This window comes from Bradyrhizobium sp. NBAIM01, from assembly GCF_020194115.1.
Taxonomy (GTDB): Bacteria; Pseudomonadota; Alphaproteobacteria; order Rhizobiales; family Xanthobacteraceae; genus Bradyrhizobium; species Bradyrhizobium yuanmingense.
The window spans coordinates 60,110-75,393 of record NZ_JADYVU010000011.1; the positions used below are offsets into that span (position 1 = coordinate 60,110).

11 protein-coding genes and 1 riboswitch are annotated in these 15,284 nt (G+C 66.2%); of the genes, 8 read left to right on the plus strand and 3 right to left on the minus strand.

Translation table 11 applies throughout. The features are described 5' to 3' along the window. Positions 1 to 4: 4 nt before the first annotated feature. The 4 genes from I6F31_RS28055 to cysN all read left to right on the plus strand — a co-directional run bounded on the left by I6F31_RS28055 (position 5) and on the right by cysN (position 5,761). Positions 5 to 1,723 carry a methyl-accepting chemotaxis protein gene (locus I6F31_RS28055; protein ID WP_225113173.1) on the plus strand — a complete coding sequence of 573 codons (1,719 nt, stop codon included), beginning with the start codon at positions 5 to 7 and terminating at the stop codon, positions 1,721 to 1,723. Positions 1,724 to 1,878: 155 nt separating this feature from the next. After that, positions 1,879 to 2,898, plus strand: coding sequence for a sulfotransferase family protein (locus I6F31_RS28060; RefSeq protein ID WP_225148222.1), 1,020 nt, complete (start codon positions 1,879 to 1,881; stop codon positions 2,896 to 2,898). Positions 2,899 to 2,903: 5 nt separating this feature from the next. Further along, on the plus strand, positions 2,904 to 3,866 hold the full coding sequence (gene cysD / locus I6F31_RS28065; RefSeq protein ID WP_036024260.1) for a sulfate adenylyltransferase subunit CysD: 963 nt from the start codon (positions 2,904 to 2,906) through the stop codon (positions 3,864 to 3,866). Then, entirely contained in the window at positions 3,866 to 5,761 is a 1,896-nt protein-coding gene (cysN, locus tag I6F31_RS28070) for a sulfate adenylyltransferase subunit CysN (RefSeq protein WP_225186445.1), read from the plus strand. Before cysD ends, cysN begins: the two co-directional genes overlap by 1 nt. 49 nt (positions 5,762 to 5,810) lie before the next feature. Here cysN and I6F31_RS28075 read toward each other — a convergent pair whose 3' ends face one another. After that, positions 5,811 to 6,020, minus strand: coding sequence for a DUF1674 domain-containing protein (locus I6F31_RS28075; protein ID WP_036024240.1), 210 nt, complete (start codon positions 6,018 to 6,020; stop codon positions 5,811 to 5,813). Positions 6,021 to 6,208: 188 nt separating this feature from the next. On the opposite strand from I6F31_RS28075, the gene I6F31_RS28080 reads away from it, so the two are divergent. The 3 genes from I6F31_RS28080 (at position 6,209) to purH (ending at position 11,189) form a co-directional block, all read left to right on the plus strand. Beyond that, the gene (locus I6F31_RS28080) at positions 6,209 to 7,555 is read left to right on the plus strand and encodes a transcription antitermination factor NusB (RefSeq protein ID WP_109141989.1); all 1,347 of its coding nucleotides are present in this window, start codon (positions 6,209 to 6,211) and stop codon (positions 7,553 to 7,555) included. A 157-nt stretch (positions 7,556 to 7,712) separates the two neighbouring features. Beyond that, positions 7,713 to 9,431: a heparinase II/III family protein gene (locus I6F31_RS28085; protein ID WP_036038852.1), complete on the plus strand. Its 1,719-nt coding sequence runs from the start codon at positions 7,713 to 7,715 to the stop codon at positions 9,429 to 9,431. A 59-nt stretch (positions 9,432 to 9,490) separates the two neighbouring features. Next, positions 9,491 to 9,572: riboswitch (ZMP/ZTP riboswitch) on the plus strand. A 24-nt stretch (positions 9,573 to 9,596) separates the two neighbouring features. Then, a complete protein-coding gene (gene purH / locus I6F31_RS28090) occupies positions 9,597 to 11,189 on the plus strand; it encodes a bifunctional phosphoribosylaminoimidazolecarboxamide formyltransferase/IMP cyclohydrolase (RefSeq protein ID WP_225186446.1) in 1,593 nt (530 codons plus the stop codon). 120 nt (positions 11,190 to 11,309) lie between these two features. Here purH and I6F31_RS28095 read toward each other — a convergent pair whose 3' ends face one another. Next, positions 11,310 to 12,695 (minus strand): MFS transporter, encoded by a 1,386-nt coding sequence (locus I6F31_RS28095; protein WP_036024247.1) that lies wholly within the window; start codon positions 12,693 to 12,695, stop codon positions 11,310 to 11,312. A gap of 100 nt (positions 12,696 to 12,795) precedes the next feature. Here I6F31_RS28095 and ggt point away from each other — a divergent pair, with 100 nt between their 5' ends. Further along, complete coding sequence (gene ggt / locus I6F31_RS28100) at positions 12,796 to 14,547, plus strand: gamma-glutamyltransferase (protein ID WP_225186447.1); 1,752 nt, start codon at positions 12,796 to 12,798, stop codon at positions 14,545 to 14,547. Positions 14,548 to 14,577: 30 nt separating this feature from the next. On the opposite strand, the gene I6F31_RS28105 is transcribed toward ggt, so the two are convergent. Beyond that, the gene (locus I6F31_RS28105; RefSeq protein ID WP_036038860.1) at positions 14,578 to 15,243 is read right to left on the minus strand and encodes a glutathione S-transferase; all 666 of its coding nucleotides are present in this window, start codon (positions 15,241 to 15,243) and stop codon (positions 14,578 to 14,580) included. Positions 15,244 to 15,284 lie beyond the last annotated feature (41 nt).

Below are 15,284 nucleotides of genomic sequence, written 5' to 3' on the forward strand. Positions count from 1 at the left end.
TGCCGTGGGGTCATTCGGGTTTCGCATTGGAACAAAGCTCGGCATCGTGACGGGCGTGAGCGTCTTGCTGGTCGGCGGCATGCTGACCAATCAGATGCTCGGCAACCGCTCCATTGCCGAATCCAATCGCCTCGTCACAATTAACTATCTCAACAAGGGCAATGCGCAGGCGGCTCAGACGGCGATGGCACGCGCGCAGCTCGCCGCTCTCGAACTCGGCTCGGCACCGTCAGCCGGAGAGGTCGACAGGCTCCTCGAGCTTCTCCGTACCCGGGCCGGCGAAGCCGGCACCGAAATCGATGCCGCGAGAGAGCGGGCGACCCGCAAGGTCACACAGGACGCTTACCGCGAGGCCAAGAAGTTCGTCGATGCGTATCTGGCCAGCGGCGTCGAGCTCGCCGCGGCGCAAAAGGCGGTCATCGCCGCCCCCGCGGGTGGCGCCAAGCTTGCAGCAGAGTCGGCCAAGGCAAGTATTCTCGCAGAGCATATGCGTCCGGCAGCGCAGGAAGTCAGCAAGCGCATCGACGATCTCGTCGGCGTCGCCAACGAATTCGCCGCGCGCCGCAAGGGCGAGATGCTGGCCGAGTTGGACCGCGTCGCCAATTTCGCTTTGATCGTCGGCCTATTCGTCGTCCTGACGTTGGTCGGCTCCGCAGTCTTTTCCGTCTTGAACGTCGCCCGTCCGATCCGTCGCATCGGCGATGTGCTCCTGCAGCTCGCCGGAGGCAACAAGGCGATCGAAATTCCCTACACCCGCCGTGGCGACGAGGTCGGCGACAACGCCCGCGCGGCACAGACCTTCAAGGAAAATCTGATCCGCATCGAGCAGATGGAAGCCGAGCAGAAGAACCACCAAGCCGCTGCGGCCGCTCAGCGCAAGCAGGAGATGACGCGGCTTGCCAACGCGTTCGAAACTGCGGTCGGCGGCATCATCAACTCGGTGTCGGCTGCATCCCAGGAGCTCGAATCCGCTGCCGGCACGTTGTCGGGTACGGCCGAACAGACCCAGCAGCTCTCCGGAATGGTCGCCGCCGCCTCGGAGGAAGCCTCGACCAATGTCGGGGCCGTGGCGTCCGCGGCCGAGGAAATGAGCACGTCGGTCGTCGAGATCGGCCGTCAGGTGCACGATTCCAGCCGTATCGCCGGCGATGCGGTCAAGCAGGCCGAGCGCACCGATGCCCGGATCAACGAGCTGCTCAAGGCGGCGGGCCGCATCGGCGACGTCGTCAAATTGATCACGGCGATCGCCGAACAGACCAACCTCCTGGCGCTAAACGCAACAATCGAGGCGGCGCGCGCCGGCGAGTCCGGCCGCGGCTTTGCGGTCGTGGCGAGCGAGGTCAAGGCGCTCGCGGCGCAAACCGCGCGAGCGACCGAGGAAATCAGCGCGCAGATCGCCGGCATGCAATCGGCAACGCAGGACTCCGTCGGAGCGATCAAGGAAATCGGAACGACCATCGGCCGCATCTCCGATATTTCCACGACCATTGCCGCGACGATCGAACAGCAGGGCGCAGCGACGGCCGAGATTGCGCGAAACGTCAGCGAAGCCGCCAAGGGAACGGTCGAAGTCGCAGACAAGATCGCCCAGGTCAGCCATGGCGCGAGCGCGACCGGCGCGGCGTCGGGACAGGTGTTGGCGTCGGCGCGTTCGCTGTCGAGCGAAAGCAGCCTCCTGAAGACCGAGGTCGAGAAGTTCCTCAGCACCGTGCGCGCCGCGTAATGCGCAACGGAGCGGCGAGCACGATTGCCGTGCTCGCCGGACATTCATGAAGCCCCCGGGATTTCCCGGGTTTGACCGGGGTCGTAATCAACACTAGGTTGAACATTGAGCCGTAAGCAACTCGCTTGCGGAACCTGTTCAGCGAGTCCCCCGCCATGAATATCGATGCGTCGTCCCCCGATTCGCTCGAGCGAATCGCCGAACTCGTTCGTCGGCAAGATAGTTCTCTCGACACCACGCTGCTTCCGCCGGTGGAGGGGTTCCAAACCAGGACCGTCGCGCTCGAAACACTGATGCGCGAGGTGACGGAGTGCCTGGCGGACGGCTTTCGGCATCGCTCGCCGCAAGACTTTCCCATGCTCTATTTTGCATGCGGCAAGGCGCGCGTCGGATCGACGGCCCTGAGCAATCTGTTCGGCATGACCGGGATGCCTTCCTACTATCAGCCTTTGAAGGCCATGCTGCGCGATGCGCTCGTCGGCAAGAGGCCGGCGCCGTGGGCCGTGCCGTCGGCAGACGACGAGCCGCACATCTTCAGCAAGGAAACGATCGGGCCCTACGTGCTCGCCGAGAGCCTGTTCAATCCGCTCAAGCTGCTGATCGAGGCGGGCTATCCGCGGCACCGGCTGCATCTCATCATGCTCGACCGTGAGCCGGCGAGTTCACTGGCATCGTGGCTCGACAAGCTGATCTCGCGCGCGCCTGAAGATGTATTGCTGCGGCACTATGTCGTCGCCGCGCTCAGCGCGGCTCAAGTCGCAAGCTACGCCCAGCGACAGGGCGTTGCCGTCACTCACTACGTCTACGAGGTGAGCAAGGAGGCCGTGTCCTCGGTTCGTGTCCTGTTCGAACGGATCGGCCTTTCGGGCAGCTTCAACGAGAATGCCGTGACGTCCTGGCGTGAGCCGGGAGACTCGCACGCGAACAATGCGCGCGTCATCTTCCCGAGCGAAGCGACGATCTACAAGGTGCCCAATTTGCACACCTCCGACAGTGCCTATCGCTACCAGCGCCGTGCGACGGCCTCTCTGAGCGAAGCGCAACGCGAGGCTCTGGAGCGCTGCGGGGTCAATGATGCCTATCGCGTCGCGGTCGCCGCCTGTGTTCGCGATCTCGGCCTGAATGCGGCACTGTCGCAACGTCTGTTCGGCGAGTGGTTTGCTGCGGCTGCGTGATGGTCATGCTGGACGTTCCCACCGGAGCCGATTCCGCACTCCGTGAAGGTGCTGGCGGCAAGCAGCGTCACGTCGCCAGCCACCTCCGCCGTCTGGAGGCGGAAAGCATCCACATCCTGCGAGAGACGGCGGCCGAGTTCCGCAAGCCGGTCATGCTGTATTCCATCGGGAAGGATTCCTCGGTGCTGCTGCATCTGGCGATGAAGGCCTTCGATCCCGGCAAGCCGCCGTTTCCGCTGCTGCATGTCGATACGACCTGGAAGTTTCGCGAGATGATCGCGTTTCGGGACCGACGCGCGCGCGAGCTCGGCCTCGACCTGATCGTCCATACCAACAATGACGGATTGAGCCAGGGCATCGACCCTTTCACCCACGGCTCGGCCCGCTACACCGACGTGATGAAGACGCAAGCGCTGCGACAGGCGCTGGACTTCCACGGCTTCGACGCCGCGATCGGAGGCGCGCGGCGCGACGAGGAGAAGTCGCGCGCCAAGGAGCGCGTGTTCTCACACCGCAGCGCTGCGCATCGCTGGGATCCGAAGAACCAGCGGCCGGAGCTGTGGGGCTTGTACAACACGAGGCTCGCGCCCGGCGAGAGCATGCGGGTGTTTCCGCTGTCGAACTGGACCGAGATCGACGTGTGGGACTACATCCTGCTCGAGGACATCCCGATCGTTCCGCTCTATCTCGCAGCGTCGCGCCCCGTGGTCGAGCGCGACGGAGCATTGATCATGGTGGACGACGACCGGATGCCGCTGCAGCCCGGCGAGGAGCCGCAATCGCGCTCCGTCAGGTTTCGCACCCTCGGCTGCTATCCCCTCACCGGTGCAACGAGCTCGACGGCGGCAACCCTGCCCGAGATCGTGCAGGAGATGATGGCGTCGCGCACCTCCGAACGACAGGGACGCATGATCGACCGGGACAGTCCCGCATCGATGGAGCGCAAGAAGGCGGAAGGTTATTTCTGATGTCCTATCACGAGGCACCGGCGATCGCCGCCGCCGATGCGCCGCGGCTCGAGCAAGACGATCGCCCGACGTTGCGTTTCGTCACCTGCGGCAGCGTCGACGACGGCAAGAGCACGCTGGTCGGTCGGCTGCTCTACGATTCGAAGACGCTGCTCGACGACCAGCTCGACGCGCTCGCCTCGGAGAGCAGGACCGCCGGCACCACCGGCGGCGACCTCGACTTCGCGCTGCTGGTCGACGGGTTGCAGGCCGAGCGCGAGCAGGGCATCACCATCGACGTGGCCTACCGCTTCTTCGCCACGAAGCTGCGCCGCTTCATCGTCGCGGACACGCCGGGCCATGCGCAATATACGCGCAACATGGCGACCGGCGCCTCCAATGCCGATCTCGCCGTGGTGCTGGTCGACGCGCGCAAGGGCGTCATCCCGCAGACGCGGCGCCACAGCCACATCCTGTCGCTGCTCGGCATCCGCCACGTCGTGCTCGCCGTGAACAAGATGGACCTGATCGGATTCGACGGCGATCGCTTCGCTTCCATCACCGCCGAATACCTGACTCTGGCCGGTCAGCTCGGGATCTCCCAGGTCCAGTGCATCCCGGTCGTGGCGCCCGACGGCGACAATATCGTCGCCGCGAGCACGCGCATGCCCTGGTACGAGGGACCGACCGTTACGGCCTATCTGGAATCCGTGGACGTGGCCGGGGACACCTCGCAGCAGCCGTTCCGGCTGCCGGTGCAATGGGTGAGCCGGCCGCATGCGGATTTTCGCGGCTTCTGCGGACGGATCACGAGCGGAACGATCTCGGTGGGCGATGCCGTTCGCGCGCAACCGTCGGGACACCAGACCCGCATCGCGCGCATTCTCACGCCCGCCGGCGAGCGCAATCACGCAAGGTCGGGCGAGTCCATCACCCTAACGCTCGCCGATGAGATCGACGTCAGCCGCGGCGACGTGCTGACCGCCGGATCTGCAGCGCCGGTGTCGGATCAGCTCGCGGCCCATCTCGTCTGGTTCGATGGCGAGGCCATGGTCGCCGGCCGGCGCTATTTGCTCCGGTGCGGTACCGCCTCGACCGGCGCGGTGATCACGGAACTCAAGCACCGGATCGCCATCGACACCATGGCGCGGGAAAGCGCCGCCACGCTCGACGTCAATGAGATCGGCTATGTCCATCTCGATCTCGACCGCCCGCTGGTGTTCGAGGCCTATCGCGACAACCGCGAGATGGGCAGTTTCATCCTGATCGACCCGATCAGCCATCGCACTGCCGCGGCGGGAATGATCGACATGTCGCTCCGCCGCGCCACCAACGTTCATTGGCAGCGGCTTGCGGTCGACAAATCCGTGCGAGCCCGGCTGAAGCAGCAACGGCCCTGCGTGCTCTGGTTCACGGGGCTGAGCGGCGCCGGCAAATCGACCATCGCCAATCTCGTCGACAGCCGGCTCGCCGAGCTCGGGCGCCATGCCGCGTTGCTCGACGGCGACAATCTTCGTCACGGCATCAACCGCGACCTCGGCTTTTCCAACGCGGAGAGGACGGAGAACGTCCGGCGCGTCGCGGAGATCGCGGGGCTGTTCGTCGAGGCCGGCTTGATCGCGCTGGTGGCGCTGATCTCGCCGTTCCGCAGCGAGCGGGAGCTGGCGCGCCAGCGGCTCGAAGCGGGCGAGTTCATCGAGATCCATGTCGCGACGCCGCTTGCCGAATGCGAGCGCCGCGATCCCAAGGGGCTCTATCGCAAGGCTAGGTCGGGCCAGCTACCGGCATTCACCGGCATCGATGCCCCCTACGAAGCGCCGCTGGCGCCCGACATCACCATCGACACCTCGGAGCTGTCGAGCGAGGCGGCCTGCGAACGCATCATCCGCTACTTGCGAGCGCACAACTACCTGTGACGACCGGGACGAGATCTGCCGGTGTTATCCAGCCGCTCCGACTGCAAGCTCAGAAGTCGGAAGCGATGCCCTTGCGCTCCCAATCGCCGTAGCGGGTGGGCTCGGGCCCCTTCGGCCCCTGCAGCTCCTTCGCCTTGGTCTTGTTCTTGGCCTCATCCTTGGCCTTGGCGGCCGCAGCCTGCCGGCGCGCCTCGGCCTCGGCCAGCGCGCGCTGGGCGGCCGGCGACAGCGGCTTGCGATCGGGAACGGGGTCACTCATCGCCGCGCTTTCTAGCGCAGGACCGGGCACAACGCGATGCCCAATAACGCATTCCTGAAATCGGCTCGGAGCGCTGAAAAACCCGCAAGCGATTCTTACATTTGGCATATTCGCGTGTCAGAGATCGCCTTCTCAAGGCATGCGCCCATCGCGGCGGAACTGCCGCTCGTTCAGAACCTTGCTTCCGCATGCCATCTCAACGTTTCGTCCCTCCGTCCGAAGTGCCCGGCCTTGCGGCGCGACGGATTGCCGCCGACATCGTCGACGGCGTGCTGCACAAGCACCGCACGCTCGACGACCAGCTCGACGGCGGCGGTGCCCATCCCGGACTGAAGACGCTGGCCGACCGCGACCGCGCGCTGATGCGGCGCCTGGTCGCCACCGTGCTGCGCCGGCTCGGCACGCTCGGCCATGTGCTGTCCCGCCTGCTCGACAAGGGCGTTCCCTCCGACGCGCCACGCGCGCAGAGCGCCCTTTTGATCGGCGCCGCGCAGATCCTTTGGATGGACGTGCCGGATCACGCCGCGGTCGATCTCTCCGTCCGCCTCGTGCAATCCGACCGCCGCGCCGCGCGCTATGCCGGGCTCGTCAACGCCGTGCTGCGCCGCTGTGCGCGCGAGGGCAAGGCGCTGGTCGAGGAGGTCGCGACGCAATCGCTGGATCTGCCGCCATGGCTGCTCGCGCGCTGGAGCGCTCATTATGGCGAGGCGACCGCACGAGACATGGCATCGGCGCTCGGCCACGAGCCCTCGCTCGATCTCACGGTGAAATCGGATCCCGCCCAATGGGCAAGCCGCCTGCATGGTGAGATGCTGCCGACGGGAACGGTGCGGATGCTGCTGCATGGTGCGGTAACCATGCTGCCCGGCTTCGCCGAAGGACAATGGTGGGTACAGGACGCCGCCGCCGCGTTGCCCGCCCGGCTGTTCGGCGATGTCAAAGGCAAGTCCATTGCCGATCTCTGCGCCGCCCCTGGCGGCAAGACCGCGCAGCTGGTGCTCTCGGGCGCGCAGGTCACGGCGATCGACCGCTCGCCGGCGCGGGTGGCGCGTTTGCGCGAAAACCTGGCGCGGCTGTCGCTGCAAGCCGAGACCGTCGTCGCTGACGCCGTGGAATGGGCCGGCCCGGCGGAGGCGTTCGACGGTATTCTGATCGATGCTCCCTGCACCTCCACCGGCACGATCCGCCGGCATCCCGACGTCGCATGGCTGCGGCAGGACTCCGACATCGCTACCCTGGCCGCGCTCCAGCAGCGGCTGCTGCGCAAGTCGGTGTCGCTGCTCAAGCCGGGCGGGACGCTCGTCTATTGCACCTGTTCGCTGGAACCGGAGGAGGGCGAGCAGGCGGTGGCGGCACTGCTCGCCGCCGAGCCCGCGCTTCGCCGCGCTCCGATCGTGGCATCGGAGGTTGCGGGCCTCGACGAAATCCTCAACGGGGACGGCGACCTGCGCACCCTGCCCTGCCATCTGCCGAACGCCGATCCCAGGCTCGGCGGGCTCGACGGATTTTTCGCGGCCCGGCTCGTTAAATCCTGATTTTGCACTGGATTTTGCGACCACGAGCCTGATTCGCGCCGTTCAAGGTGGTGTCAGGCGTCCGATTTTGGGATTAATAAGGATTCGTCACTGATCCTCTCCCCCATCAAGGCAAGGCGTGTCGGTCGCTCAACGCAGACGTATCTCGACGCTGGTCATGAACCGCTTCGCGCGGAACATGCTCGCGCGCGCGAGCGGCGGTTCCGTTGTGCTGTCGCGAGTCTGGCCCGGCCGCACCGACCGGCTGATCATCGCGCCGCATGACCTGCGGACCGCGGATGCGACTCGCGCTGCCGAGATCTATGCCGGTCGCTTCGTCTTCGCCGGCAAGATCGTCAATTGCCATGGCCGCTCGATCTTCGACCTCGAGCCGCCGTCGGAGGATTGGGAGGTTGCGCTGCTCGGCTTCGGCTGGCTGCGGCACTTGCGCGCCGCCGATACGGCGCTGACGCGGGCGAATGCGCGCGCGCTGATCGAGGACTGGATCTCGAATCCCGCCAACAAGCGCCGCCCCGTCGCGCGGCGCGCCGACGTACTGGCGAGGCGCGTGATCTCGCTGCTCTCGCAGGCGCCGCTGGTGCTGAGCGAGACCGACAACAAGTTCTACCGCCGTTACTTGCGGGCGCTGGCGCGCGAGATCCGCTTCCTGCGCTACACCATGGTCGACATTCCGGACGGGGTGCCGAAGCTGCAGGTGCTGATCGCGCTGTGCTATGCGTCCCTGTGCCTCGCCAACCAGACGCGTCACATCCGCAGCGCCTCCAAGAAGCTGTCCGACGAATTGCAGCGGCAGATCCTGCCCGATGGCGGCCACATCTCGCGCAATCCGGGCGCGCTGATCGAGCTCCTGATCGACCTCTTGCCGCTGCGGCAGACTTTTGCCGCGCGCAATATCGCGCCGCCGCCGGCCCTGCTCAATGCGATCGACCGCATGATGCCGATGCTGCGCTTCTTCCGGCACGGCGACGGCAATTTCGCCCTGTTCAACGGCATGAGCGCGACCTCGTCCGACCTGCTCGCCACGCTGCTTGCCTATGACGACACCCACGGCGCGCCGATGGCGAACATGCCGCATACCGGCTTTCAGCGCCTCGATGCCGGCCAGACCACTGTGATCATCGACACCGGCCCGCCGCCGCCGGCCGGCGTCAGTCACGACGCCCATGCCGGCTGCCTCTCGTTCGAATTGTCGTCCGGCATCAGCCGCATCGTCACCAATTGCGGCATGCCGACCACCGGCCGCGACAATTGGCGGCCGTTCGCGCGCAGCACGGCGGCGCATTCGACGCTGACCTATCACGAGACGTCGTCATGCCAGTTCGTCGAGATGTCGGCGATGAAGCGGCTCCTGCACGGCGCGCCCGTCACCAGCGGCCCGGTCGAGGTCGAGAGCTATCGCGAGGTCGTGCAGAACGGCACGCTGCTCACGACCTCGCATGACGGCTATCTCGCCAAGTTCGGCGCGATCCACCGCCGCGTGCTGATGATCGCCAATGACGGCGCGCGCATCGACGGCGAGGACGCGCTGTCGCCGCCGCAGGGCGGACGCTTCAAGGGCGCCGATGCCGATTTCGCGCTGCGCTTCCATCTGCATCCCGCAGTGAAGGCAAGCCGGCTGTCGGATGCGCGCGGCGTCATGCTGGTGCTGCCGAACCGCGACGTCTGGACCTTCGAGGCATTGGACGACAAGGTCGATCTCGAGGACAGCGTATTCCTGGCCGGCAATGACGGCCCGCGCCGCACCGCCCAGATCGTGATCCGTCAGAACGCCCGCCAGGCCCCCTCGATCCGCTGGAGCTTTGTCCGCTCCACCGCCTCGCCCGCAGTGACCAATGCCCGCCGCAACGCCCGGCGCGAGCCGGAACTTCCGTTGTAAACAGGCGCGATCCGGCCCTATCTACCCGTTGAGAGCGACGCCAAAAGCTGCTATCGAGCGCTCGCTCGCGCGACTGGCGACCTTGGATGGAGCACCATCGGGAAGCGCGGGACATATAAGCCGCGCGCCTGGGCATAGACACTCCCTGAACAGAGGATCTTGCTCATGACTGACCGTCCCCGCCGCGTCACCCGCGCCCTTCTGTCCGTCTCCGACAAGACCGGCCTGATCGAGTTCGCCAAGGCGCTCGCCGCGCACGATGTCGAGCTGGTCTCGACCGGCGGCACCGCGAGAGCGATCGCGGCGGCCGGCCTCAAGGTCAAGGACGTTTCCGACCTCACCGGCTTCCCCGAGATGATGGACGGCCGCGTCAAGACGCTGCATCCGAAGGTGCATGGCGGCTTGCTCGCGATTCGCGACAACAAGGACCATGCGGAGGCGATGCAGGCGCACGGCATCGCGCCGATCGACCTGCTCGTCGTCAATCTCTATCCGTTCGAGGCCACCGTCGACAAAGGCGCGGGCTTCGAGGATTGCATCGAGAACATCGACATCGGCGGCCCCGCGATGATCCGCGCCGCCGCCAAGAATCACGACGATGTTGCCGTCGTGGTCGAGGCGCAGGACTATCAGGCCGTGCTCGACGAGCTCGCCGCCAACAAGGGCGCGACCACGCTAAAGCTGCGCCGGCGGCTTGCCGCGAAGGCCTATGCCCGCACTGCGGCGTATGACGCCGCGATCTCGAACTGGTTCAATCGTCAGCTCGAGATCGACGCGCCCGACTTCCGCGCTTTCGGCGGCAGGCTGATCCAGTCGTTGCGCTACGGCGAGAACCCGCACCAGACCGCCGCCTTCTACGCGACGCCGGACAAGCGCCCCGGCGTCTCCACCGCGCGGCAGCTCCAGGGCAAGGAGCTCTCCTACAACAACATCAACGACACCGATGCCGCCTATGAATGCATCGGCGAGTTCGACGCCAAGCGCACCGCGGCCTGCGTCATCGTCAAGCATGCCAATCCCTGCGGCGTCGCCGAAGGGCCGAACCTCGTCGAGGCCTATCGCAGGGCGCTGGCCTGCGATTCCACCTCGGCCTTCGGCGGCATCATCGCGATGAACCGTCCGCTCGATGCCGATAGCGCGCGCGAGATCACCAAGATCTTCACCGAGGTCATCATCGCGCCAGATGCCAGCGAAGAGGCGATCGCCATCATCGGCGGCAAGAAGAACCTGCGCCTGCTGCTCGCCGGCAGCCTGCCCGATCCGCGTGCGCCGGGCCTGACCGCCAAGACGGTGGCCGGGGGCCTGCTGGTGCAAAGCCGCGACAACGCCGTTGTCGACGACATGACGTTCAAGGTCGTCACCAAGCGCGCGCCGACGGATGCGGAGATGCGTGATCTGAAGTTTGCGTTCCGGGTGGCAAAACACGTCAAGTCCAACACCATTATCTACGCCAAGGATCTCGCCACCGTCGGTATCGGCGCGGGTCAGATGAGCCGGGTGGATTCAGCGCGGATCGCCGCACGCAAGGCGCAGGATGCTGCTAGCGAGCTGAAGCTCGCCGAACCGCTCACCAAGGGTTCGGTGGTGGCCTCGGATGCATTCTTCCCGTTCGCCGACGGCATGCTCGCCTGCATCGAAGCCGGCGCCACCGCCGTGGTGCAGCCCGGCGGCTCCATGCGCGACGACGAGGTGATCAAGGCCGCCGACGAGCACGGCATCGCCATGGTGTTCACGGGAACGCGGCACTTCAGGCACTGAGTTGCTGTCATTCCGGGGCGCGCGAAGCGCGAACCCGGAATCCATTGTGCAGGGTCCCATGCGGAGAAATGGATTCCGAGCTCGCGCCAAGTGGCGCGCCCCGGAATGACGATGGGGATGCTAATCCCGCACCCGCATCAACAGCCCCAATCCCGCAACGAAGAACACCACCAGCACGGCCATGCCGGCCTTCTGGCTAGCGGTCAGCGCGGTGACCAGGCCGATCAGGAGCGGGCCGATGAAGGACGTCACCTTTCCCGTCAGCGCAAACAGGCCGAAATATTGCGCGATGCGATCCTTCGGCGCGAGATGGATCAGCAGCGTGCGGGAAGCGGCCTGGAGCGGGCCGCCGGCTGCACCGATCAGGCAGCCCAGCACGAGATAGGCGCGCTCGGCCGTACTCGAGAACAGGGCAGCGCCCGCTTGCGGCGGCGCGGTCTTGACGAACAGGACGCTGTCCTTGTCGACGAGGAGAATCGCGGCCACCGACAGCAGCAGGACCAGCAGGCTGCCGGCGATGACGCGCTTCGGCCCGAGACGATCATCCAGCTTGCCGCCGAACCAGGCGCCGAGCGCGCCGGCGATCGCGAGCATGATGCCGAACGTCCCGATCTGGATCGTATGCCAGCCGAAGGTGCCTGCGGCATAGATGCCGCCGAAGGCGAACAGCGACACCAGACCATCGGTGTAGATCATGTTGGCGAGCAGGAATGCCGCGAGCGATTTCTGCCTCGGCAGACTCTTGATCGACTGCTTCAGCTCCGACAGGCCTTCGCGCAACGCCTCGCCCAGCGGGCGCTTCGCCGGATAATCCGGCGTGAACAGGAACATCGGCGTCACGAAGATGATGAACCACAGCGCAGTCAGCGGCCCCGCGGCACGATCGCCCTGACGTGTGAGGGGATCGAGGCCGAAGAGCGGCGTGACGCCGAGCAGCGTGCGGCCGGTCTCGGGATTGGCGGCGAGCAGGCCGAGCACGATGATCAGGCTGACGATGCCGCCAATGTAGCCCGTGGCCCAGCCGGTGCCGGAGAGACGACCGATCCGCTCCGGCGGCACCAGCGTCGGCATCATCGCGTTGTTGAAGAGCGTGGCAAATTCCGCACCGACGCTGGCGAGCGCAACTGCGGTGAGCACCAGCGGAATGACGGCATGATCGCCGGGCTTGCCGATCCAGAGCGTGCAAGACGCCAGCACAAGCACCGTACCGAAACCTGCGATCCACGGTTTCCTGCGGCCCGAAGCGTCGGCGATGGCGCCGAGCACCGGCGACAACAGCGCGATCGCAAGGCCCGCGGCCGCCATCGCAAAGCCCCACAAGGATTGACCGGCGGCGGGATTTGGCGCAATGGCCGTCGCGAAATAGGGCGCGAACACGAAGGTCGTGATCAGCGTGAAATATGGCTGCGCGGCCCAATCGAAGAAGATCCAACTCACGACGGCGGCGCGCGGCGGATAGGTCCGCGCCACGCCGGCCATGCGCGCATCCGGAGCGATTGTCGTCATCACGCAGCACCCATCACGAACAGTTTTGCCTCTCTTAGAGCAAACGGTATAGCATTACAGTGACGGGTGTGAACCGGTGCAACGCCACGGCGGGAATTCGATGATGTCGTCATATTCGACACGGCGGAGATTTTTAGCCGCCATTGCCGTCCTGGTGCTCGGTCTCGCCCCTGCGACCGCTCAGGATGCACGGCAGGGCTATGTTCCGCCCGCACGCGAGGCAGTGCGCGCCGTCGCCGCCGAGCACGGCATGGTGGTGGCGCAGGAGAAGATCTCCGCGCAGATCGGCGCCGACATCCTGCGGCGCGGCGGCAATGCCATCGACGCTGCGGTCGCGACCGGCTTCGCGATGGCCGTGACCTATCCGCGTGCCGGCAATATCGGCGGCGGCGGCTTCATGGTGATCCATTCCGCCGATCGCAATGAAGACATCACGATCGACTATCGCGAAACCGCGCCGGCCGCCACCACGCCGCAGATCTTCCTCGGCACCGACGGCAAGCCTGACGTGGCGAAGTCACGGGATTCCGCGCTCGGCATCGGCGCGCCCGGCACCGTCGCCGGCCTTGCGCTCGCGCTCGAGAAATATGGCTCGGGTCAGTTCACGCTGGCGCAACTGCTGGCGCCCGCGATCGGGCTCGCACGCGATGGCTTCATCGTCAGCGACGACATGGCCGATACGCTGCCGGGCTGGCACCGGCGGCTGGCACGCTGGCCTTCTTCGGCCAGGATCTTCTCGCGACCGGACGGCACGCCGCTGGGCGAAGGCGATCGGCTGGTGCAGGGCGATCTCGCCGAAACGCTGGCGGCCGTCGCTGCACGGGGGCCGCGGGGATTCTACGAGGGGCCGGTCGCCGAGAAACTCGCCAAGGCCGTGACCGATGCCGGCGGCATCATGACGCCGGCCGACCTCAAGGCCTATCAGCCGGTCATCCGCACGCCGGTGCGTGGCAGCTACCGCGGCTATGACATCGTGTCGATGCCGCTACCCTCATCCGGCGGCGTCGTGCTGATGGAGACGCTCAACATCCTCGAGGGCTTCCCTCTGGCCGATCTGAAGCAGGGATCAGCGGCGTCGCTGCATCTCTTGATCGAAGCCATGAAGCGCGCTTATGCCGACCGCGCCCGCTATCTCGGTGATCCCGCCTTCGTCAACGCGCCGATCGAGACCCTCATTGCGAAGGACTATGCCGCGAAGCTGCGCGCGAACATTTCCCTCGAACGCGCCACACCGTCAAAAGAGCTCGTGACCTCTCCTGCGGCGCCACGTGAGGGCAGCAACACCACGCATTTTTCCGTCGTCGACGCCCGCGGCAATGCCGTCAGCAACACCTACACGCTGAACTTCAGCTACGGCGTCGGCCTCGTCGCCGACGGCACCGGCGTGCTGCTCAACAACGAGCTCGACGATTTCACCGCGGCAATCGGCGCCTCCAACGCCTATGGCCTGGTCGGCTTCGAAGCGAATCTTCCCGGTCCCGGTAAGCGGCCGCTGTCGTCGATGTCGCCGACCATCGTGCTGAGGGACGGCAAGCCGGTGCTGGTGACGGGCTCGCCCGGCGGCAGCCGCATCATCTCGACCGTGCTGCAGGTGATCGTGAACGTGCTCGACTACAAGATGGATGTTGCGGCCGCGGTCGCAGCGCCGCGGCTGCACCACCAATGGCTGCCGGATGAAGTGCGCGTCGAGCGCGGCTTTCCCGAGGGCGTGCTGCTGGAACTGAAGGCGATGGGGCACCTCGTCCTCGAGCCGATGGGGCAGACATCTGCCAACTCGATTCTGGTGACGCCGAACGGAACGCTGGGCGCAGCCGATCCGCGCACGCGCGGCGCGGAGGCGGCGGGGCAGTAACCTGCTCCCGGAATGACGGAGTAAGGGAGCTTACCGCCCGACCTGATACGGCCCGCCCTTCTCCAGCGCGCGCGCATAGGCAGGCCGGGCGTGGATGCGCTCCAGGAACGCCATCGCCTTGGGATGGCCCTGCTCGAGGCCGCCGCGAGCTTGGGCGGCTTCGAGCGGAAAGCTCATCTGGATGTCAGCCGCGGTGAACTCGCTGCCGGCGAACCATTCGCTCTTGCCGAGCTCGCCTTCCCAATAGTCCATGTGTTGCTTGAGCTGCGGATTGACCAGCGCGGTCAGCGCCTGGTTGCAGACCTTGCGCACCAGTGGGCGCAGCAGGGCCGGCGCACGCTTCGGCATCAGTGTGAACAGCAGCTTGAGCAGCAGCGGCTGCATCGCGGATCCTTCCGCATAGTGCAGCCAATAGGTGTAGCGCAGCCTCTCCGGCGTGTTCGGCGGCGGGATCAGCCGCCCGTTGCCGTAGGTGGCGATGAGATATTCGATGATCGCGCCTGATTCGGCGATGGTGTTGCCGTTGTCGGTGATGACGGGCGATTTGCCGAGCGGATGGATGGCGCGCAGCTCCTTCGGCGCGCGCATGTCCGGCTGACGCTGATAGCGCACGATCTCGTAGGGAACGCCCAGCTCCTCGAGCAGCCACAGCACGCGCTGCGAGCGGGAATTGTTGAGGTGGTGAACGGTCAGCATCGCGGGGTCCTCAAGGCTTGGTCGTGGTCATCGGCCGCGCC

What these genes read in the sequence shown, in the direction of transcription:
- I6F31_RS28095 (WP_036024247.1), bottom strand. Translation starts at nt 12,695, where the DNA reads ATGACGACAATCGCTCCGGATGCGCGCATGGCCGGCGTGGCGCGGACC.
- I6F31_RS28105 (WP_036038860.1), bottom strand. Translation starts at nt 15,243, where the DNA reads ATGCTGACCGTTCACCACCTCAACAATTCCCGCTCGCAGCGCGTGCTG.
- cysD (WP_036024260.1), top strand. Translation starts at nt 2,904, where the DNA reads ATGCTGGACGTTCCCACCGGAGCCGATTCCGCACTCCGTGAAGGTGCT.
- ggt (WP_225186447.1), top strand. Translation starts at nt 12,796, where the DNA reads ATGATGTCGTCATATTCGACACGGCGGAGATTTTTAGCCGCCATTGCC.
- I6F31_RS28075 (WP_036024240.1), bottom strand. Translation starts at nt 6,020, where the DNA reads ATGAGTGACCCCGTTCCCGATCGCAAGCCGCTGTCGCCGGCCGCCCAG.
- cysN (WP_225186445.1), top strand. Translation starts at nt 3,866, where the DNA reads ATGTCCTATCACGAGGCACCGGCGATCGCCGCCGCCGATGCGCCGCGG.
- I6F31_RS28060 (WP_225148222.1), top strand. Translation starts at nt 1,879, where the DNA reads ATGAATATCGATGCGTCGTCCCCCGATTCGCTCGAGCGAATCGCCGAA.
- I6F31_RS28080 (WP_109141989.1), top strand. Translation starts at nt 6,209, where the DNA reads ATGCCATCTCAACGTTTCGTCCCTCCGTCCGAAGTGCCCGGCCTTGCG.
- purH (WP_225186446.1), top strand. Translation starts at nt 9,597, where the DNA reads ATGACTGACCGTCCCCGCCGCGTCACCCGCGCCCTTCTGTCCGTCTCC.
- I6F31_RS28085 (WP_036038852.1), top strand. Translation starts at nt 7,713, where the DNA reads ATGAACCGCTTCGCGCGGAACATGCTCGCGCGCGCGAGCGGCGGTTCC.